Raw genomic sequence first — 15,630 nt, 5'->3', positions numbered from 1 at the left:
AATGAGATTGAAGTTCGACGGACTGTTGTCGCAGGGGCTTGGTGTCGCCCTGCTGAGCCTGGCGCTTGGTGTGGCGCAGGCCCAGCCGGTGGCCAAGGTCAGGCCCAAGCCGACCGCGGCGGCCGCAGCGCCCGTCGTGCCACTGCCCGAGCGCGTGCGCGAGCTGGGCGGCATCGAGGAATACCGCCTGGCCAACGGCCTGCAGGTGCTGCTGTTCCCGGACGCGACGCAGACCACCACCACCGTCAACATCACCTACCGCGTCGGCAGCCGCCACGAGGCGCCGGGCGAGTACGGCATGGCCCACCTGCTGGAGCACATGCTGTTCAAGGGCACCGAACGCCAGAAGGACATCCCCGGCGCGATGGCCCAGCGCGGCGTGCGCTTCAACGGCACGACGACGGTGGACCGCACCAACTACTTCGCGAGCTTCAATGCGAACGCCGACACGCTGGCCTTCCTGATCGACCTGGAAGCCGACCGCATGGCCAACAGCCGCGTGGCCAAGGCGGACCTGGACACCGAGATGACCGTCGTGCGCAACGAGTTCGAGCGCGGCGAGAACCAGCCCTTCGCCGTGCTGAGCCAGCGCGTCAACGCGGCGGCCTATACCTGGCACCCCTACGGCAACGCGACCATCGGCCCCAAGAGCGACATCGAGAACGTGCCCATCGAGAAGCTGCAGGCCTTCTACAAGCGCTACTACCGGCCCGACAACGCGACGCTGCTGATTGCCGGCCAGTTCGACAAGGCAGCCACGCTGGCGCTGATCACCCGGCACTTCGGCGCCATCGCCCGGCCCGCCACGCCGGTGCCCCAGCCCTACACGGTGGAGCCGGCGCAGGACGGCGAGCGCTCGGTCGTCGTGCGCCGCGTGGGCGGCCAGCCCATCCTGCTGGCGACCTACCACGTGCCGGCCATCACCCACCCCGACACGGCACCGCTGATCGTCTACGGGCTGTTGATGAGCCTGCAACCCAGCGGCCAGCTCTACAAGCAGATCGTCGAGCCCAAGCTGGCCGTGGCGGCCGGCATCGGCGGCGCGGGCGGGGCGGAGCCAGGCACGGTCAGTGCCTTCGCGGCGCTGCCGCCGGACGCCGACGTGAGCAAGGTCGAGACCCTGCTGCTGGACCTGGCCGAGGGCCGCACGGCCAAGCCGTTCGAGGAGAGCGAGCTGGCTCGCGTGCGCGACATCGCCGTCAACAGCTATCGCCAGCAGATGAAGAACCCCGAGGCGCTGATCCAGCAGATTTCCGGCCTCATCGCTGCGGGTGACTGGCGGCTGCTGTTCCAGTTGATGGAAGAAATTCCGAAGGTGACACTGGCCGACGTGGAGCGGGTGCGTGCCGCCTACTTCAAGCCCGCCAACCGCACGCTGGGCCGCTACCTGCCGGCGGCGGCCAGCGAGCGCGTGGAGATTCCCGCCGCGCCGCCGCTGGAGCAGCGCCTGGCCGGCCTGCAAGGCCCGCCCAAGGTGGAGGCCGGCGAGCAGCTGGAGCCGGTGCCGGCGGTGCTGGAGTCGCGCACCAAGCGGGCGACCCTGCCCAGCGGCATCTCGCTGCACACGCTCCAGAAGCAGACGCGCGGCAACACCGTGGTGCTGCAGATGCAGCTGCGCTGGGGCGAGCGCGACGCGACCTTCGCGCGCAACGGCACCGGCATGATCGGCTCGCTGATGAACGAGGGCAGCGGGAATCTCACCAAGCAGCAGCTGCAGGACGCGCTCATCAAGCTGCGCGCCGGCCTCAACATCGCCGGCTACGACCAGGGCGCGACGATCTTCCTCAGCGCCGAGCGCGACACGCTGCTGCCGGCCCTGCGCGTGGTGGCCGACGTGCTGCGCCGGCCCAACCTGCCGCAGGACGCGTTCGACCGCGAGGTCAAGGCGTCGCTGGCCGGCATCGAGGCCTCGCGCCAGGAGCCCGGCGTGCTGCGCCAGGAGGCCACGCGCGGCCACTACAACGCGGCGCGCGGCGTCAAGCTCGGCCACCCGGACTACGTCATGGGCGTCGACGAACGCATCGCCGAGCTGAAGGCGACGACGCTGGACGACGTGAAGAGCTTCTACGCGGACTACTGGAGCGCCAACGACGTGCTGATCAGCGTCGTCGGCGCGCTGCCGGACGGCCTGGCTGCCGAGGTGGACAAGTTGTTCGGCGACTGGAAGAAGCCGGCAGCGCCGAAGTTCGTGCGCCATGTGCCCAAGCACCTGGCCGTGCCGCCGACACGCATCGACGCCATCGCCCGCGACAAGGCCAATGCCATCGTGCGCCTGCACGAGACGCTGCCGCTGAACACCGAGGATGCGGACTACGCGGCGCTGGAGCTGGCCGTGCACGTGTTCGGCGGCGGCGGGCTGGAGAGCCGGCTGTCCGAGCGCGTGCGCCAGAAGGAAGGCCTGACCTACGGCATAGGCGCCAGCCTGTCCGCCGACTTCTGGGGCAACGAGGGCAGCTTCGCCATCCAGGCCAGCTACGCGCCGGACAAGCGCGAGCGCGTCATCGCCGTCATCAAGGAAGAGGTGGAGCGCATGAGCGCCCAGGGCCTGACGGCGGCCGAGCTGGCGCGCGCCAAGAAGGACATCCTCGAAGGCCGCAAGCAAAGCCGTGCCGACCCCGGCGCGCTGGCCGGCGGCCTGACGAGCCTGGCCGAGCGCGGCGAGAACTGGGCGGCGGCGCAGAAGCGCGACGACGTGCTGGCCGCCGTCACGGTGGAGCAGGCCAATGCGGCCTGGCGCAAGCACATCAAGGCCGACAACTTCGTCATCTCGACGGCGGGCGATTTCAAGTAGCCCTGAGGCGCAGAGCCTCGTTCAGTGAGAAGGCCGTGCAACGGTTGTTGCACGGCCTTCTGCATTGCCGCTCTAGGCTTCGGGTCGAAGTTGCCAACGCAGGCAATATTCACTGGAGCGCGCCGGGCGCTCGGCGCCGCGTTGGCGCAGCCAGAATCCGCGCCTCAACAAAAAGCCGGTGGCGTCGCCCCCAGCCGCAGACACGAGTGACCTCTTTGCGAATCGGCCTGATGCTGGCCTGCTTGTTGGCCGCCGGCGTGGCTTCGGCCAAACCTCCGCGTGCTGTGGCGACCAAGCCAGTGGCTCCGCCCTCGGCATCCGCGCCTGCCCTGCCCACGGCCGTTTGTGAGTTTGGCGGCATCGAGGAGTACCGCCTGCCCAACGGCTTGCAGATCCTGCTGTTGCCCGACGCGACACAGACGACCACGACCGTCAACCTCACCTACCGCGTCGGCAGCCGTCACGAGGTGGCAGGCGAGTACGGCATGGCGCATCTGCTGGAGCACATGCTGTTCAAGGGCACTGCGCGGCACCGGGACATCGAAGGTGCGTTGGCAGAGCGGGGTGTGAGCAAGAACGCCACAACGGCGCCGGACCGCACCAACTACTTCGCGACCTTCAACGCCAACGCCGACACGCTGGCCTTCCTGCTCGACTTGGAGGCCGACCGCATGGTGAACAGCCGCATCGCCAAGTCCGACCTTGACACCGAGATGACCGTCGTTCGCAATGAGTTCGAGCTTGGCGAGAACCAGCCTTGGACGGTGCTGATCAAACGCGTCAACGCCGCCGCCTTTGCCTGGCACCCGTATGGCCGCGCCACGATAGGCGCCAAGAGTGACATCGAGAACTTGCGTGTCGAGAAGCTGCAGGCCTTCTACAAGCGCTACTACCGGCCCGACAACGCGACGCTGCTGATTGCCGGCGCCTTTGACAAGCATGCCACGCTGGCCCTAATCGCCAGGCACTTCGGCCCTACGCCGAAGCCGGCAGCGCCCATCCCTCAACCCTCTACGGTGGAGCCGGCTCAGGACGGGGAGCGCAGCGTGGTGGTGCGCCGCGTCGGTGGACAGCCCCTGCTGCGGGCGGCTTATCACGTGCCGGCCCTGACGCACCCCGACATGCCGGCCTTGATCGTCTTTCGACTGCTGATGAATCGCCAGCCGGGCGGCGGACTCGGCCAGGAACTGGCCGATGCCGGGCTTGCCGTGTCTGCCAGCATCAGCGTGGAAGGCGGCGTGGACCCAGGACTGGCCAGCATCGACGCGGTATTGCCGCCGGATGCTGACGTGGACAAGGTCCAGGCCGTGCTGACAGACCTGGTTGAAGGTCGCACTGCCAAACCCTTCGAGGAGACCGATCTGCAGCGCGTGCGCGACGCGCTCACCAACGACCAACGCCATTGGATGAAACACCCCGAGGCGCTGATCCAGCAAATCTCCGGCCTCATTGCCGCTGGCGACTGGCGGCTGCTGTTCAAGCAGATGCAGGACATCGCCAAGGTCACACTGGCCGACGTGGAGCGCGTGCGCGCGACGTACTTCAGGCCCCCCAACCGCACGCTGGGTCGCTACCTTCCGGCCGCTGCGGTGGAGCGCGTGGACGTCCCCGCTGCGCCCGCACTCGCACAAAGCCTGCTCGGGCTGGCAAGCCCGCCTGGCGTGCAGGACGGCGAGCACCTGGAGCCCCTGCCCGCCACGCTTGAGGCGCGCACCGTGCGCACCTTGCTGCCTAGCGGAATCGCGTTGCACACGCTGCAGAGGCAGACCCGCGGCAACGCAGTGGCGCTGGAGATGAGGCTGCGCTGGGGCGAACGTGATGCGACCTTTGCGCGCAACGCTGCGCGGATGATCGGGCCGCTCATGATCGAAGGCAGCGCGGACTACAGCAGGCAGCAGTTGACGGATCTGGTCGTCAAGCTCGGCGCTGACCTGGAAATCTCGGGTGATGCGCAGGGTGCCACGATCACCGTCAGCGCTGAGCGCGACACGCTCTTGCCGGCACTGCGCGTGCTTGCCGACCTGCTGCGCCATCCGCTGCTGCCGCAGCACGCTTTTGACCGCGACATCAAGCACAACATTGCGTCGCTTGACGCCTCGCGTCAGGAGCTCGGCATCCTGATCGAGGCGGCCACGCGCGGGCACTACAACGCCGCGCGTGGTGTCTCGCTGGGTGATCCTGACTACGTGATGAGCGTCGATGAGCACGTCGCCAGGTTGAAGGCCGCGACACTGGAAGAGGTTAAGCGCTTCCATGCCGACTACTGGAGTGCCAACGATGCGCAGATCGGCGTTGCCGGCGCCTTGCCGGACGGCCTGGCTGCCGAAGTCGAGCGGCTCTTTGGCGACTGGAAGAAGCCTGCGGCGCCGAGGTTCGTGCGCCATGTGCCGCAGTACGTGGCCGTGCCGCCAGCGCGCTTCGATGTCGTCGCCCGCGACAAGGCCAGCGCCACCGTCAGGCTGCAACAGGCGCTGCCGCTGAACAGCGAAGATCCCGACTACCTGGCGCTGGTCATGGCCGTGCGCATCTTCGGCGTCGGGATGGACAGCCGCTTGTCCGAACGCGTGCGCCAGAAGGAAGGACTGACCTACAGCATCAGCGTCTCGCTGGACGCCAGTGCCTGGGGCAACGCCGGCAGTCTTGGCATCGAGGCCGGCTACGCGCCGGAGAATCGAGACAGGATCATCGCTTTCGTGAAGCAGGAGGCAGCTCGCATGTCTGCCCATGGCGTGAATGCAGCCGAGCTTGCGCGCAACAAGAGGTCCTTCCTCGAAGGCAGAAAATCCACGCGCATCGCTCTCGGACAGTTGGCAGGCTCCCTCACGGCACTGGCCGAGCGAGGCGAAACGTGGAGCCTCTTCCAGCGGCAGGACGACGCCATCGCTGCCGTCACCGTCGAGCAGGCCAACGCGGCATGGCGCAAGTACATCAAGGCCGAGGACTTCATCATTTCGACGGCAGGCGACTTCAAGCCTTAGAGTTGTCTGCCCTGCGTTGCCCCGGAGACCCGCATGAAGATCGACCCCTACCTGTTCTTCGATGGCCGTTGCGAAGAAGCCATCGAGTTCTACCAGCTGGCACTGGGCGCCAAGGTGGAGTTCATGATGCGCAACTCCGAGAGCCCGGAGCCGCCGCCCGAGGGCGTGCTGCCGCCGGGGTCGCAGGACAAGATCATGCATGCGTCGGTGCACATCGGCGGTGCGCTGGTCATGATGTCCGACGGCCTGTGCGGGGGGGAGGGCGGCTTCAAGGGTTTCGCGTTGTCGCTGGATTGCCCGGACGCGACCACCGCCGGCGAAGCCTTCGCCGCGCTGGCCGACGGCGGGCACGTGACCATGCCGCTAGGCAAAACCTTCTGGGCGCCGCTGTTCGGCATGGTGACCGACCGTTTCGGCGTGAGCTGGCAGGTTGGCGTGTCTCCCGACGCCGAGTGATGGGTCGGGGCACGGTGCAGCTACCCGCCCACCTGAAGGCTGACTGTTCGGCCTGCGTGGCGCTGTGCTGCGTGATCCCGCCGTTCGATGCCGCGCAGGGCTTCGGCTTCGACAAGCCGGCCGAAACGCCCTGCCAGCACCTCTGCGCTGACCATCGCTGCGGCATCCATGACGGCTTGATCGAGCGGGGTTTCAGCGGCTGCGTGGCCTTCGACTGCCTGGGCGCCGGGCAGCGGCTCACGGCCCTGGCGGTGGCGCGCTTCGGCAGCGCCGACTGGCGCGAGCGGCCCGAGGTGGCGCGCTGGCTGTTCGCGGCCTATCCGCGCATGCGCCAGGCCCAGGAATGGTTGGCCCGGCTGAACCTGGCCGCGACGTTGACGAAGCAGGCCACGCTGCAAGCCCTGGCCACCGAGCTGGAAGCCGAGGCGCCGCGCTGGCCGGACTGGACTGCAGCCGAGCAACTCGCCTGGCAAGCGCGTGTGCAGGCGGCGCTGGCGCCGCTCGCGGACAATCGGGCTGCAACCGACAGGAATTGATGCAATGTATGGATTGATGGGCAGCTTCAAGGCTGTCGAAGGCCGGCGGGCCGAACTGGTCCGACTGCTGCTGGCCGAGGTGGACGCCTTGCCTGGCTGCCTGAGCTATGTAGTGGCCGAAGACCCCGCCGACGAGGTGACGATCTGGGTCACGGAAGTCTGGACGGATGCGGCGGCGCACAAGGCCTCGCTGCAACTACCGGCCGTGAAGGCCGTCATCGCGCGAGCCATGCCACTGATCGCGGCCTTCGGCGAGCACCGTGAAACCCGACCTGCAGGTGGCCATGGCCTTGTTCACTGAATATGTCCCGCCCAAGTGGCATCGGCCGCGCGGCATCCGGCGCATCCATGTCGTGGCGGTGCTGTTTGCGCTGGCGGCCGTCAGCGTGGTGCTGGTGATGTTCGTCAAGTTCGGCATCGTGCATCTGGACACCTCGGGCGACCGGCTGCTCGTCGCCACCGTGGACCTGCGCCTGGGCACGCCCGAACTGGCGGCAGAGCGCGGCGCGGCGCAGGCCCGGCGGGACCTGGAGGCTGGCGAGCTGAAGCTGCAGACCGTGGGGCCCGACCCGACCAAGGGCGAGACCGCACGCGCCGAGCGCATGAAGCAGCGTTATGGCGTGACCTGGGTCAGCAAGAGCAAGGAAGTCACGCCTGCATCGACCGCCTTCGTGGAGGCCTACAACCGCGTCATGCACGCCGAGATCGAGCGCAAGCATGGCAAGGTGGTGGCCGACGGTCTGCTCGGCTTTGATGGCGCGAAGCCGCGACCGTCTGCGTCGCCCTGAGATTTCACGCCGGCGCCGGTGACGAGAAGGAAGATCAACATGCCACCACGCCGACCGCAGACCGTCTACGTGTTCCAGGGCGGCGGGGCCCTGGGCGCCTACCAGGCCGGCTTTGTCGAGGCGCTCGAAGGCGCCGACCTGCCGCCCGACTGGCTGGTGGGCACGTCCATTGGCGCCATCAACGCGGCGCTGATCGCTGGCAATGCGCCGGCCGATCGGGTCATGGCCTTGCGCAGCTTCTGGGACCGTGTGACCCGGCCGGGCCTCGCGCCGCACCTGCCGGTCAACCCGTTCACGTCGCTGTGGCAACAAGGCCTGCAGACCTTGCAGACGCTGACCAGCGGCGTGCCCGGCTTCTTCAAGCCGCGCGGCCCGCTGTCCTGGGACATGAACCGCCGCGCGCCGCTGCCCGAGCTGAGCTTCTACGACACCGCGCCGCTGGCCGCGACGCTGCGCGAGTTGGTGGACTTCGAGCGCATCGCTGCGGCCGAGACGCGCCTGACGCTGTGCGCCGTCGACGTGCGCTCGGGCGAGCTGGCCTTGTTCGACAACCGGGATGGCCAGACCAAGATCGGCCCCGAGCATGTGATGGCCAGCGGCGCGCTGCCGCCCGGTTTCGCGCCGGTGCAGATCGGCGAGAACGCCTTCTGGGACGGCGGCATCTACAGCAACACGCCGCTGGATGTCGTGCTGGACGACAGCGAGCGCCGCGACACGCTGTGCTTCATGGTGGACGTGTGGGACGCCAGCGAGGCCGCACCGCACACCATGGCCCAGGTGCTGACGCGCTACAAGGACATCCAGTACGCCAGCCGCATCCTGGAGCACCTGGGCGACCACGAGCGCATGCAGAACCTGCGCCGCGCGCTGCGCCTGGTCGGCAGGCAACTGGGCCCCAAGGCCGCGGCCGACCCGGCCGTGAAGGAACTGCTGGCGCTGGGCTGCGACTCGCGCATCGACGTCGTCCACCTCGTCATGCGCGCGCTGGACGGCGAGGACTCCTGGCGCGACATCGACTTCAGCGACTCACGCCTGCGCGCGCGCTGGGCCGCCGGGCTGAAGGATGGTCGGCGCATGCTGGCCCGCGCACCGTGGAAGGCGCCGCTGGCCGAGGGCATCGGCATGCGCCTCCATGCGCTGGATGACCCAGGTTGATCAGCGTGGATTGGCCAGCGCGTCCAGCTTGGTGACGGTTGCCCAGTTGCGTGTCGTGCTGCTGGTTGCGGCGATCTTCTGGAAGACTTCGCCGAGCGCCTGGCTCTCCAGGATGCCGTTGGCGCACCAGACATAGGCTGCATGCCCGGTGACGACCAACTGCTCGTCGCCTGAAACGGCGACGCCTGCAACGGACTGCAGGCCAGTGGTATCAGCGGTGATCACCACGAGCGTGCGGCTGGGATCGTCCGCCTCGGGAATGGGTAGCCGTTCCGCAATGGCCGCCCATTCGCTGGCCGTCTTCAGGATCACCAGGGCGTCGACACCCAGCCGCGCCGCGACGGCCTTGCGGATTGCCTCGCCGGTGATCTTCTTGCGGATGTCGAAGACCGCATTGCCGCTGTTCAGCAGCGTGACGACGTTCGTCGCACCCAGCTCGGTGAGCAAGGCCTTGAGGTCGGCCATAGCCAGCCGCTTGGCCTTGCCGACATTGATGCCGCGCCACAGCGCGACATACCGTGTCACGCCATGCCCTGGTGGCGCAGCAGCGCGTCGATCTTCGGCTCGCGGCCGCGGAAGGCCTTGAAGTTGGCTATGGCGTCGCGCGCGCCGCCTTGCTCCAGCACTTCGTTCAGGAAGCGCTTGCCGGTGGCCGGGTTGAACACGCCTTCCTCCTCGAAGGCGCTCCAGGCGTCGGCACTGAGCAGCTCGGCCCACTTGTAGCTGTAGTAGCCGGCCGCATAGCCGCCCGCAAAGATGTGCGAGAAGCTGTGCTGAAAGCGGTTGAAGGCGGGCGGGATCAGCACGGCGACTTCGGCGCGCACGTCGTCGATGACCTTCTGCACATCGGCTTCCACGCCCGGCGTTGCATGCAGACGCATGTCGAACAGCGCGAACTCGATCTGGCGCAGCGTCATCAGCCCGCTCTGGAAGTTTTTGGCCGCCGTCATCTTGTCGAACAGCTCGCGTGGCAGCGGCTCGCCGGTCTCGACATGGCCGCTCAGCTGCTGCAGGACGTCCCACTCCCAGCAGAAGTTCTCCATGAACTGGCTGGGCAGCTCGACGGCGTCCCACTCCACGCCGGAGATGCCCGACACGCCCAGGTCGTTCACCTGCGTCAGCATGTGATGCAGGCCGTGGCCGAACTCGTGGAACAGGGTGATGACGTCGTCGTGCGTCAGCAGCGCTGGCTTGCCACCGACGGGAGACGCGAAGTTGCAGACCAGTTGGGCGACCGGCGTCTGCTGTTCGCCGGTGGGCTTGAGCCAGCGGCTGCGCACCTGGTCCATCCAGGCGCCGGGGCGCTTGCCGGTGCGGGCGTAGAGGTCCAGATAGAACTGGGCGATCAACTGACCGCCGCGACGCAGCTCGTAGAACTTGACGGTCTCATGCCAGACCGAGGCCTTGGCCTCCGAGATCGACACGTTGAACAGCCGCTCAATGATGGAGAACAGGCCGGCGACGACCTTGGGCGCGGTGAAGTACTGCTTCACCGTCTGGTCGCTGAAGGCATAGCGCGCTTCCTTGAGCTTCTCGCTCCAGTAGGACACATCCCAGCTCTCCAGCGGCTGGCCCTTGGCGAACTCGCGCAGCTCGGCCAGGTCCTTCTCGGCGAAGGGCCGGGCGCGTTTGCCGAGGTCACTCAGGAAGGTCGTCACCTCGGCCGGCGTGGACGCCATCTTGGGCGCCAGCGACACCTCGGCGAAGCTGGCGTAGCCGAGCAGCTTCGCCTCCTCCTGGCGCAGCGCCACGATCTCGCGCATGGCGGCGGTGTTGTCCCAGTCCGGCTTGCCCGATTCACTCGCGCGTGTCACGTAGGCGCGGTAGAGCTTCTCGCGGAGGTCGCGGTTCTCGGCGTACTGCATGACGGGCAGGTAGACCGGGAAATGCAGCGTGATCTTGTGGCCGCCGTCGTCGAGCCGGGTCGCGTCCAGCACGTCCTGCGGCACGCCGGCGAGCTCGTCCGCGTTGGCGACGTAGCTCCAGCCGTCCGTCGCGTCCAGCACATGCTCGCTGAACTGCTGCTGCAGCTCGGCGCTGCGCTCCTGGATGGCGGCGTAGCGCTCGCGGGCCTCGCCCTGCAACTCGGCGCCGGACAGCACGAAGTCGCGGATGGCGTGCTTGAGCAACTGCTGGCGCGGCGCACTCAGGGACTCGCCCTGCGCCGCCACGACAGCCTTGTATTTGGCGAACAGCGCCTCGTTGGCGCCCATGGCCGTGCTGAACTCGGTGACGGCCGGCAGCATCGCGTTGTAGGCCTCGCGCAGCGCGGGCGTGTCGGCCACGGCATTGAGGTGGCCCACGGCGCCCCAGGCCGTGCCGAAATGCTCCGTGGCCGTGTCGAGGATGCGCGAGAGCGTGTCGTAGTCGGCGGGCGTCTCGGGCTTGGTCGCTTCATCGAGCGCGGCTTGCGCAGCGGCCAGCAGCTCAGTGATGGCAGGCTGCACATGCTCGGGCTGGATGGCCGCGAAGTCGGGCAGGGCGGTGGTGGAGAGCAGCGGATTGGTCATATCAGTTCGACGTGAGGCTGCGTTCCGCCGATTCAAGCGTATTCACCAGCAACATGGCAATCGTCATCGGCCCGACCCCGCCCGGGACGGGGGTGATCCAGCCGGCCACTTCTTTGACGCCATCGAAATCCACGTCGCCGCAGAGCTTGCCCTCGTCATTGCGGTTCATGCCCACGTCGATGACGACGGCGCCGGGCTTGACCATGTCGGCCGTCAGTACATTGCGCTTGCCCACGGCGGCGACGATGACGTCCGCCTGGCGGGTCATCGCGCCCAGGTCGGCCGTGCCGCTGTGGCAGACGGTGACGGTGGCGTTGGCCGCCAGTAGCATCAGCGCCATCGGCTTGCCGACGATGTTGCTGCGGCCGATGACGACCGCGTGCTTGCCCTTCAAGTCCTTCATGCCGATGCTCTCCAGCATCTTCATGCAGCCGTAAGGCGTGCAGGCCTTGAAGCCCGCCTCACCCACCAGCAGCGCGCCGGCGCTGGCGACGTGGAAGCCATCCACGTCCTTGGCTGGCGAGATGGACTCGATGACCTTGTGGTCGTCGATGTGCTTGGGCAGCGGCAACTGGACCAGGATGCCGTGGATGGTCGGGTCGTTGTTCAGCGCCTCGACGCGGGCCAGCAGTTCGGCCTCGGTCATGGCGGCGTCGTACTTCTCCAGCCGCGAGTGGATGCCAGCTTCCTCGCAGGCCTTGACCTTGTTGCGCACGTAGACCTGGCTGGCGGGGTTGTCGCCGACGAGGACCACGGCGAGGCCGGGCTGGCGGCCCTGGGCGGTGAGCGCGGCGGCGCGGGTTGCGGCTTGCGCGCGCAGTTGCTTGGCGAGGGCGAGGCCGTCGATCAATTGGGCGGTCATACAGGGCTCCGTTGAATGCAACCACAGAGGCACAGAGACACAGAGGAATTCAAAGGCTGTTTCTCAGTGCCTCTGTGTCTCTGTGGTTGCATTTCAAAAGTCAGAAAGCAAAAAGCCGCTGAGGGTTCAGCGGCCTTTTGGCTGAAGGTGGAACTCAAGCCTTGGCGGTCGCGCCCAAGGCAATCTTGAGCAGGTCCGCCACCGTGTTGGCGTTGAGCTTTTCCATGATGTTGGCGCGGTGCGCCTCCACCGTCTTGATGCTGATGCCGAGGTCGTCGGCGATCTGCTTGTTCAGACGACCCGCGACGATGCGCTCCAGCACTTGCGCCTCGCGCGTCGTCAGGCGGGCCAGCAGCGCGTCGCGGCTGGCGGCTTCCTGGTGGCTGGAGAAGGCCTCGCGGGCCTGGTCGAGCATGCGCTCCACCAGGGCCAGCAGTTCCTCTTCCTTGAACGGCTTCTCGATGAAGTCCATCGCGCCCTTCTTCATCGTCTGCACGGCCATGGGCACGTCGCCGTGGCCGGTGATGAAGACGATGGGCAGCGGGCTCTTGCGCTCGATGAGGCGGTCCTGCAGTTCCAGGCCGGTCATGCCGTCCATGCGGATGTCGGCGATCAGGCAGGCGACCTCGCGGGGGTCGTAGCGTGTCAGGAAGGATTCGGCCGAGTCAAAGCACTTGACCCGGTAGTCCTTGCCTTCGAGCAGCCATTGCAGTGAATCGCGAACTGCCTCGTCATCGTCGACAACGTAGACATTGCCCTTCTTGGGGATCAAGCTCATGGTGTGGTGGGTTCGGTTCTCTGAGCGCTGCTGGCGGCACCCGGGTTGGGGTCCTGACGCAGGTGTTCGGGCGTGATGGTGACGGGGATCGTGAACGCGAATCGGCACCCGACGACCAACGATCCATTGTAGAGGTTCTCGGCTTTTATCCGGCCCTGGTGGGACTCGACGATAGACCGGCATAACCCTAAGCCAATGCCCAGCCCATCGGCCTTGGTCGAGAAGAAGGCCTCGTACATGCGGGCGATGACTTCGTCGGGCAGGCCCGGGCCCATGTCGGTCACCGAGAACTCGATCTGCCCGCCCAGTTCGGCGCTGTGCTTGGGCACGACGCGCAGCTCGATGTGGCGGCGCGAGGTGGGCAGAGAGGCGTTGTCGATGGCCTCGGCGGCGTTCTTCAGCAGGTTCATCAACACCTGCTCGATGAGGATGGGGTCGACCATCATCTGCGGCAGCCGCTGCGCGACGTAGGTGTGGATGGCGACGTTGCGGCGGCGCAGCTCGATGCCGGCCAGCTCCACGGCGTCCTCGACGATGTCGGCCGCGTGGGCCGGCTGGCGCTGCGGCTCGCTGCGCTTCACGAAGTTGCGGATGCGGTGAATGATCTGCCCGGCCCGCTCGGCCTGCTTGGCCGTCTTGGTCAGCGCGGCCATCAGCGCTTCCTTGTCGATGCTGTCGGCGCGCACGCGGCTGACCATGCCGTTGCAGTAGTTGGTGATGGCCGTCAGCGGCTGGTTCAGCTCGTGGGCGACGCTGGAGGCCATCTCGCCCATGGTCATCAGCCGGCTCGTCACCTGAGCCTTGTCGGCCTGCAACGCGGCCTGCGCCTCGGCAGCGCGGCGCATGGTGATGTCGGTGGCGATCAGCATCTGCGCCAGGCGGCCGTCGGTCCATTGCAGGTAGCGGGCGCGCACGTCGAACCACATGGCCAGCGACTCGACGTAGACCTCGCGCGGGTCCGAGCCCATGTCGGTCAGCGCCTCGGAGGGCAGGCCGGAGTAGTCGTCCACCTCGTCGGCACCGTCGTCCAGGCCGCCACGGCGGCTGGTCGTGCCCATCAGCTGGCCGCCGGCCAGCAGCGCATGGCCGGCCGGGTCGGCACCGAACCACAGGCGGTAGCTGCGGTTGGCGAACAGCAGCTCGGGCGGCGTCACCGACAACACGGACACGGCGGCGTCCAGGCCTTCGAGCACGGTCGTGAAGCGCTCGTGCGAGGCAGAGAGCTGGTCGCGCACGCGCTTGGCCTCGGTGATGTTGGTCATCGAGGTCATCCAGCCGGTCTGCTTGCCACGCGTGTCCACCAGCGGCGAGACGTAGACGCGGGCATCGAAGGCCGAGCCGTCCTTGCGTGCAATCTTGACCTCCACGCCGCCCGACGGGCTCTTGCCTTGCAGTTCCTGCTGCAGCAGGCGCGCGTTCTCCTCGCGGCGGTCGGCGGGCCAGAAGGGATAGGGCGGCGTGCGGCCGACGAGGTCGGCTTCCGAGAAGCCGGTCATCGCGCAGAAGGCCGGGTTCACGTAGGTGATGCGCGTGTCCATGTCCATGGCGCGCATGCCGGTCAGCATGGAGTTTTCCATCGCGCGGCGGAAGTTGGTCTCCAGCGTCAGCGCGTTCTGGATCTGCGTGCGCCGGCGCATGTGGCGCCAGGTGCCCAGCAGCATCCACACGGTCATGCCGGCCAGCGCCAGCACCAGCCAGAACAGCGCGTTGTTGATGAGGCCGATGGACGTGCGCCAGCCCTGGCCGCGCAGTACCAGGCCGTTCAGCGCGGGCGCCAGCGGCACGTCGTGCACCAGCGAGGCGCGGCGCAAGACCTGACCCGGCATGGGCGTGACCGTGCTGCTGACAACCTGGTCCCGCGAGGCGTCCAGCACGGCGATGCTGTGGCGAGTGGAAACCTCGCTGGGCACGTAATAGCGCAGCAGCGCCTCGACGGTGTACTCGGCGATCAGCACGCCGCCGAAACCGCCGCGGTCGATCAGCGGGATGTGCAGTTGGAAGACCGTGGTGCCGTTGGCGTCGCTGAACGGGCCTGAGTAGACAGGCTGGCGCCTCTCCTTGGCGGCGTCGAAGGCCAGCGCGGCGGCGTTGGACTGGTTGGCGACGGGCATGGACGGGTCGGTGCCGTCCGCCGACATCAGTCCATCAGCCGCCAGGCCGGCCGCGCCGACGCTGCTGCGGCGCTCGCGCTTGGCGCTGAGCCAGGTGACATGCGTCAGCTCGGGCCGCTCGCGCGCGAAGGCCTGGGCCTGGGCGGAGAACTCGTGCGCGTCGATCTGCCGGGTGACAACTTCGCGCGCGATGCGCACGAGCTGTTCCTGGTTCTCGATCAGGCGCAGGCGGATCTGCTGCTGGGCGATCTCGGTGTCGCGCTTGACGGACTCGGTCTCGCGCTCGATCTCCTCGTTGCGCAGGTACCAGAAGGCCGAAATGATGGCCGCCAGGAAGAGCAGCACCGAGATCAGCGGCCCCAGCGTGGCCAGCCGGTCCTGGCGCGACGGCGACTGCCGGAACCACCAGGTGGCGACCAGGCGGCGCCAGGGCGCCAGCAGGCGCTGTCGGCGTGTGCGGGTCTCGGGGGCGTGCGGGTCAAGGGCCATCGCCAAATTATCCGGGCCGGCGGGAGCCATGGTAATTTCATAATGAGAAATCGTCTCGCGCCATTTGGGAAGTGGCAATGACTTGTGAGACACTCCGCCCGCTCGCGGCCGCTGCGCCTGCTTGCCCTCGTCAGAACACCCCGCTGCCCGTAGAGGCGGCACTTGAAGGAGACCGG

Annotated in this window: 12 protein-coding genes; 7 read left to right on the top strand and 5 right to left on the bottom strand. The window is 67.6% G+C overall.

Annotated elements, in window-relative coordinates; genetic code table 11:
- Nucleotide 1: 1 nt before the first annotated feature.
- The 7 genes from ACG00Y_RS02135 (at nucleotide 2) to ACG00Y_RS02105 (ending at nucleotide 8,704) form a co-directional block, all read left to right on the top strand.
- Nucleotides 2-2,791: a M16 family metallopeptidase gene (locus tag ACG00Y_RS02135; RefSeq protein ID WP_394475621.1), complete on the top strand. Its 2,790-nt coding sequence runs from the start codon at nucleotides 2-4 to the stop codon at nucleotides 2,789-2,791.
- Nucleotides 2,792-2,997: 206 nt separating this feature from the next.
- Nucleotides 2,998-5,769, top strand: a complete 2,772-nt coding sequence (locus ACG00Y_RS02130) for a M16 family metallopeptidase (protein ID WP_394475620.1) — start codon at nucleotides 2,998-3,000, stop codon at nucleotides 5,767-5,769.
- Between the two features lie 33 nt (nucleotides 5,770-5,802).
- Nucleotides 5,803-6,225 carry a VOC family protein gene (locus ACG00Y_RS02125; protein WP_394475619.1) on the top strand — a complete coding sequence of 141 codons (423 nt, stop codon included), beginning with the start codon at nucleotides 5,803-5,805 and terminating at the stop codon, nucleotides 6,223-6,225.
- Nucleotides 6,225-6,761: a hypothetical protein gene (locus tag ACG00Y_RS02120; RefSeq protein WP_394475618.1), complete on the top strand. Its 537-nt coding sequence runs from the start codon at nucleotides 6,225-6,227 to the stop codon at nucleotides 6,759-6,761. Before ACG00Y_RS02125 ends, ACG00Y_RS02120 begins: the two co-directional genes overlap by 1 nt.
- A gap of 4 nt (nucleotides 6,762-6,765) precedes the next feature.
- Complete coding sequence (locus ACG00Y_RS02115; protein WP_394475617.1) at nucleotides 6,766-7,062, top strand: putative quinol monooxygenase; 297 nt, start codon at nucleotides 6,766-6,768, stop codon at nucleotides 7,060-7,062.
- The gene (locus ACG00Y_RS02110) at nucleotides 7,022-7,549 is read left to right on the top strand and encodes a hypothetical protein (protein WP_394475616.1); all 528 of its coding nucleotides are present in this window, start codon (nucleotides 7,022-7,024) and stop codon (nucleotides 7,547-7,549) included. The genes ACG00Y_RS02115 and ACG00Y_RS02110 overlap by 41 nt, the downstream gene beginning before the upstream one ends.
- Before the next feature lie 39 nt (nucleotides 7,550-7,588).
- On the top strand, nucleotides 7,589-8,704 hold the full coding sequence (locus tag ACG00Y_RS02105; RefSeq protein WP_394475615.1) for a patatin-like phospholipase family protein: 1,116 nt from the start codon (nucleotides 7,589-7,591) through the stop codon (nucleotides 8,702-8,704).
- On the opposite strand, the gene ACG00Y_RS02100 is transcribed toward ACG00Y_RS02105, so the two are convergent.
- The 5 genes from ACG00Y_RS02100 to ACG00Y_RS02080 form a co-directional block, all read right to left on the bottom strand.
- Nucleotides 8,705-9,229 (bottom strand): DUF1697 domain-containing protein, encoded by a 525-nt coding sequence (locus ACG00Y_RS02100; RefSeq protein WP_394475614.1) that lies wholly within the window; start codon nucleotides 9,227-9,229, stop codon nucleotides 8,705-8,707. It lies immediately after the preceding gene.
- Complete coding sequence (locus tag ACG00Y_RS02095; RefSeq protein WP_394475613.1) at nucleotides 9,226-11,214, bottom strand: M3 family metallopeptidase; 1,989 nt, start codon at nucleotides 11,212-11,214, stop codon at nucleotides 9,226-9,228. The genes ACG00Y_RS02100 and ACG00Y_RS02095 overlap by 4 nt, the downstream gene beginning before the upstream one ends.
- 1 nt (nucleotide 11,215) lies before the next feature.
- Complete coding sequence (gene folD / locus ACG00Y_RS02090; RefSeq protein ID WP_394475612.1) at nucleotides 11,216-12,076, bottom strand: bifunctional methylenetetrahydrofolate dehydrogenase/methenyltetrahydrofolate cyclohydrolase FolD; 861 nt, start codon at nucleotides 12,074-12,076, stop codon at nucleotides 11,216-11,218.
- 154 nt (nucleotides 12,077-12,230) lie between these two features.
- A complete protein-coding gene (locus ACG00Y_RS02085; RefSeq protein ID WP_348011669.1) occupies nucleotides 12,231-12,854 on the bottom strand; it encodes a response regulator transcription factor in 624 nt (207 codons plus the stop codon).
- Nucleotides 12,851-15,454, bottom strand: a complete 2,604-nt coding sequence (locus ACG00Y_RS02080) for a PAS domain S-box protein (RefSeq protein ID WP_394475611.1) — start codon at nucleotides 15,452-15,454, stop codon at nucleotides 12,851-12,853. The genes ACG00Y_RS02085 and ACG00Y_RS02080 overlap by 4 nt, the downstream gene beginning before the upstream one ends.
- Between the last annotated feature and the right edge of the window lie 176 nt (nucleotides 15,455-15,630).

Origin of the sequence: Pelomonas parva, from assembly GCF_043555835.1 — a bacterium.
GTDB classification, from domain to species: domain Bacteria; phylum Pseudomonadota; class Gammaproteobacteria; order Burkholderiales; family Burkholderiaceae_C; genus Pelomonas; species Pelomonas parva.
Note: the sequence above shows the minus strand (reverse complement) of the source record. Positions and strands in the feature narration are given on the sequence as shown.